This window comes from Pedobacter psychroterrae (genome assembly GCF_004331695.1).
GTDB classification, from domain to species: domain Bacteria; phylum Bacteroidota; class Bacteroidia; order Sphingobacteriales; family Sphingobacteriaceae; genus Pedobacter; species Pedobacter psychroterrae.
Genome location: NZ_SJSL01000014.1, coordinates 1 through 5486, shown reverse-complemented (window position 1 = coordinate 5486; position 5486 = coordinate 1). Strand labels below are relative to the sequence as shown.

The following is a 5486-nucleotide window of genomic DNA, read 5'->3' as shown; positions in this document are numbered from 1 at the left end:
AACAGAGAATGGTAAGCGAAGATATATAGAAGAAGATCCGTGAGGTGATTCGATAAGTTCATTAAAGAGATGTCATTTATAGCGTAGCGGGGTATTGAGTACAGATTCAAAGTACATGAATACCTGGACTACATTTTAAGTTAAGTTCTATCAGACAATACAAATAGAATAAAGACTATTATTAATTAAGTTAAGAATGGTCAGCGTTCAAACAACACATTTTACAATGGAGAGTTTGATCCTGGCTCAGGATGAACGCTAGCGGCAGGCCTAATACATGCAAGTCGAACGATACTCTCTGGCTTGCTGGAGAGGAAAGTGGCGCACGGGTGCGTAACGCGTATGCAACCTACCTTAATCAGGGGGATAGCCCGAAGAAATTCGGATTAACACCGCATAAAAACACAGGGTAGCATTACCTAATGTTCAAATATTTATAGGATTAAGATGGGCATGCGTGTCATTAGCTAGTTGGCGGGGTAACGGCCCACCAAGGCGACGATGACTAGGGGATCTGAGAGGATGACCCCCCACACTGGTACTGAGACACGGACCAGACTCCTACGGGAGGCAGCAGTAAGGAATATTGGTCAATGGAGGCAACTCTGAACCAGCCATGCCGCGTGCAGGAAGACAGCCCTCTGGGTCGTAAACTGCTTTTATTCGGGAATAAACCTACTTACGTGTAAGTAGCTGAATGTACCGAAGGAATAAGGATCGGCTAACTCCGTGCCAGCAGCCGCGGTAATACGGAGGATCCAAGCGTTATCCGGATTTATTGGGTTTAAAGGGTGCGTAGGCGGCCTGTTAAGTCAGGGGTGAAAGACGGTAGCTCAACTATCGCAGTGCCCTTGATACTGATGGGCTTGAATGAACTAGAGGTAGGCGGAATGTGACAAGTAGCGGTGAAATGCATAGATATGTCACAGAACACCGATTGCGAAGGCAGCTTACTATGGTTTTATTGACGCTGAGGCACGAAAGCGTGGGGATCAAACAGGATTAGATACCCTGGTAGTCCACGCCCTAAACGATGAATACTCGCTGTTAGCGATATACAGTTAGCGGCTAAGCGAAAGCGTTAAGTATTCCACCTGGGGAGTACGCCCGCAAGGGTGAAACTCAAAGGAATTGACGGGGGCCCGCACAAGCGGAGGAGCATGTGGTTTAATTCGATGATACGCGAGGAACCTTACCCGGGCTTGAAAGTTAGTGAATTATCCAGAGATGGATAAGTGAGCAATCACACGAAACTAGGTGCTGCATGGCTGTCGTCAGCTCGTGCCGTGAGGTGTTGGGTTAAGTCCCGCAACGAGCGCAACCCCTATGTTTAGTTGCCAGCACGTTAAGGTGGGGACTCTAAACAGACTGCCTGTGCAAACAGAGAGGAAGGAGGGGACGACGTCAAGTCATCATGGCCCTTACGTCCGGGGCTACACACGTGCTACAATGGATGGTACAGAGGGCAGCAAGCTGGCAACAGCAAGCAAATCTCAAAAAGCCATTCACAGTTCGGATAGAGGTCTGCAACTCGACCTCTTGAAGTTGGATTCGCTAGTAATCGCGTATCAGCAATGACGCGGTGAATACGTTCCCGGGCCTTGTACACACCGCCCGTCAAGCCATGGAAGTTGGGGGTACCTAAAGTATGTAACCGTAAGGAGCGTCCTAGGGTAAAACCGATAACTGGGGCTAAGTCGTAACAAGGTAGCCGTACCGGAAGGTGCGGCTGGAATACCTCCTTTCTGGAGTAGATTTGACTACCCGCTGCGTAAATGATATAAATGACAATAATCTCAAAAAGAAAACCCATAGGATGAAACATTAAGAAGTGTTCCATACTGAAGCAGGGCTATGAGTAGGCAAGGATTTGTGGATTGAGCAATCATACTCATGAAGTTTTGCATACGAATACCTAGTCCCGTAGCTCAGTTTGGTTAGAGCACTACACTGATAATGTAGGGGTCAGCAGTTCAAATCTGCTCGGGACTACATTAGTATAATTCTAAGGGGGATTAGCTCAGCTGGCTAGAGCGCCTGCCTTGCACGCAGGAGGTCAACGGTTCGACTCCGTTATTCTCCACCATCACCGGTACCTGTTATAAAAGGTACAGAAATAGGGAGCTGACCTGAAGGAAAGCAACCCGGGATAGAAAAGTTCTTTGACATATTGGAAGAAGTTAAAAAAGAAGAGCAAACAACAATAGAGACGTTGTTTGATTGGAAGGAAGGATGTTGTAAGCAATTACTGCAGACTGACTGAAGGTTTAACAATTTATCAAAAAAAAGCATTTCCATAGGCGCAAAAGGCTATGGAGAGAAGAAAGTAAATAAGAGCACACAGGGGATGCCTTGGCTCTCAGAGGCGATGAAAGACGTGATAAGCTGCGATAAGCTGCGGGGATTAGCAAATATGAATTGATCCGCGGATTTCTGAATGGGGAAACCTGGCTAGTTGAAGACTAGTCGTATATATACGCAAACCTGCCGAACTGAAACATCTAAGTAAGCAGAGGAAGAGAAAATAATAATGATTTCCTGAGTAGTGGCGAGCGAAAGGGAAAGAGCCCAAACCATTAATGTTACGGCATTAGTGGGGTTGTAGGACTACGATATGATTATAATGCAATGAAGTGGAACAGGATGGGAAGCCTGGCAATATAGAGTGAGAGCCTCGTACACGTAAGTACCATTAGTCTAGTAGTATCCTGAGTACCGCGAGGTCGGAGACGCCTTGTGGGAATCTGCCGGCACCATCCGGTAAGGCTAAATACTCCTGAGAGACCGATAGTGAACCAGTACCGTGAGGGAAAGGTGAAAAGAACCCCGAACAGGGGAGTGAAATAGAACCTGAAACTGTGTGCTTACAAGCGGTCGGAGCGTCCAGGTGGCGTGACGGCGTGCCTTTTGCATAATGAGCCTACGAGTTACTCTTCTCTGGCAAGGTTAAGTGTTTAAGACACGGATCCGAAGCGAAAGCGAGTCTGAATAGGGCGTATAGTCAGGGGAGGTAGACGCGAAACCTTGTGATCTACCCATGGACAGGTTGAAGGTGCGGTAACACGTACTGGAGGACCGAACCGATAAACGTTGAAAAGTTTCCGGATGATCTGTGGGTAGGGGTGAAAGGCTAATCAAACTGGGAAATAGCTCGTACTCCCCGAAATGTTTTTAGGAACAGCGTGGTGGTTAAGTTAATTAGAGGTAGAGCTACTGATTGGGTGCGGGGGAGTCAAATCCTACCAAATCCAGACAAACTCCGAATGCTAATTAATATACACTGCAGTGAGGCGCGGGGTGCTAAGGTCACGCGCCGAGAGGGAAAGAACCCAGACCATCAGCTAAGGTCCCCAAGTTACAGTTAAGTTGAACTAACGAGGTCCGATTGCACAGACAGCTAGGATGTTGGCTTGGAAGCAGCCATTCATTTAAAGAGTGCGTAACAGCTCACTAGTCGAGCGATCGGGCATGGATAATAAACGGGCATTAAACTGTACACCGAAGCTATGGGTAATATTTATATTACGGTAGGGGAGCATTCCAGCGGCAGCGAAGTTATGACGTAAGTTGTGGTGGAGCTTCTGGAAAAGCAAATGTAGGCATAAGTAACGATAAGGCGGGCGAGAAACCCGCCCACCGAAAGGATAAGGTTTCCTGATCAACGCTAATCGGATCAGGGTTAGTCGGGGCCTAAGGAGAACCCGAGAGGGATATTCGATGGACAACTGGTTAATATTCCAGTACTTTTTATAACTGCGATGTGGGGACGGAGTAGTGACACTGCCGCGATCTGACGGAATAGATCGTTGAAGGCTGTAGGTATAGGACCGGTAGGCAAATCCGCCGGTCTTGCTAAAGGCTGATAGTACCGCAAACCTTCGGGCGAGTGGATAGTGCAGGTAATCAGACTTCCAAGAAAAACCGCTAAGCTTCAGGTTATAAAAACCCGTACCGCAAACCGACACAGGTATCCGGGAAGAGAATTCTAAGGTGCTCGAGTGAATCATGGCTAAGGAACTCGGCAAAATGGCCCTGTAACTTCGGGAGAAGGGGCGCTGGCAGCAATGTCAGCCGCAGTGAAAAGGCCCAGGCGACTGTTTAACAAAAACACATGGCTTTGCAAAATCGAAAGATGAAGTATAAGGCCTGACACCTGCCCGGTGCTGGAAGGTTAAGAGGGGATGTCATCCGCAAGGAGAAGCATTGAATCGAAGCCCCAGTAAACGGCGGCCGTAACTATAACGGTCCTAAGGTAGCGAAATTCCTTGTCGGGTAAGTTCCGACCTGCACGAATGGTGTAACGATCTGGGCGCTGTCTCAGCCATGAGCTCGGTGAAATTGTGGTCCCGGTGAAGACGCCGGGTACCCGCAACGGGACGGAAAGACCCCATGCACCTTCACTACAATTTAACATTGACATTGGATACAGGATGTGTAGGATAGGTGGGAGACTATGAAGTGGCGTCGCTAGGCGTCGTGGAGTCAACGTTGAAATACCACCCTTTCTGTATTCGGTGTCTAACCCTATCTAATGGGGGACATTGTTTGATGGGTAGTTTGACTGGGGTGGTCGCCTCCAAAAAGGTAACGGAGGCTTTCAAAGGTAAGCTCAATACGCTTGGTAACCGTATGAGGAGTGCAATAGCATAAGCTTGCTTGACTGTGAGACAGACAAGTCGATCAGGGTCGAAAGACGGATATAGTGATCCGGTGGTTCTGCATGGAAGGGCCATCGCTCAAAGGATAAAAGGTACGCTGGGGATAACAGGCTGATCTCCCCCAAGAGCTCATATCGACGGGGAGGTTTGGCACCTCGATGTCGGCTCGTCACATCCTGGGGCTGGAGAAGGTCCCAAGGGTTCGGCTGTTCGCCGATTAAAGTGGCACGCGAGCTGGGTTCAGAACGTCGCGAGACAGTTCGGTCCCTATCTGTTGTGGGCGTTGGAATTTTGAGTGGGGCTGACCTTAGTACGAGAGGACCGGGTTGGACCAGCCTCTAGTGAATCTGTTGTTCCGCCAGGGGCATTGCAGAGTAGCTACGCTGGGAATAGATAAGCGCTGAAAGCATCTAAGTGCGAAACTAGCCACGAGATGAGAATTCCATATAGGACCGTAGCAGACTACTACGTTGATAGGTTACAGATGTAAAGGTGGTGACATCAAAGTCGAGTAATACTAATAATCCGAAGCTTTCAAGAGCATAGAACTGTTGTTTGTTCTTCCTAACTTAACTTCTTTCAATAATATGTCATTGTTATTGTTGCAACTCATACAGCGCGTAAGCGGTGTATAGATATAAAAGCTAAATAACATTAAAAATATTTAGGTGCCTATATCGGTGGTGTCCACCTCTTCCCATTCCGAACAGAGAAGTTAAGCCCACCAGAGCCGATGGTACTGCGGTAACACGTGGGAGAGTAGGTCGGTGCCAAATCTTAAAGAAAGCCTGTAGTAGAAATACTACAGGCTTTTCTTGTATATAAAAA

Annotated in this window: 2 tRNA genes and 3 rRNA genes; all 5 read left to right on the top strand. The window is 47.9% G+C overall.

Annotated elements, in window-relative coordinates:
- The first annotated feature begins 223 nt into the window (after positions 1-223).
- The 5 genes from EZ437_RS21475 (at position 224) to rrf (ending at position 5434) form a co-directional block, all read left to right on the top strand.
- Positions 224-1745, top strand: a 16S ribosomal RNA gene (locus tag EZ437_RS21475).
- Between the two features lie 172 nt (positions 1746-1917).
- A tRNA-Ile gene (locus EZ437_RS21470) sits at positions 1918-1992 on the top strand.
- 17 nt (positions 1993-2009) lie between these two features.
- Positions 2010-2086 (top strand) — tRNA-Ala (locus EZ437_RS21465).
- Positions 2087-2320: 234 nt separating this feature from the next.
- A 23S ribosomal RNA gene (locus EZ437_RS21460) occupies positions 2321-5198 on the top strand.
- Positions 5199-5322: 124 nt separating this feature from the next.
- Positions 5323-5434: ribosomal RNA gene (gene rrf, locus EZ437_RS21455) — 5S ribosomal RNA — on the top strand.
- Together the 16S, 23S and 5S rRNA genes with 2 tRNA genes alongside form the textbook arrangement of a ribosomal RNA operon.
- Positions 5435-5486: the final 52 nt, after the last annotated feature.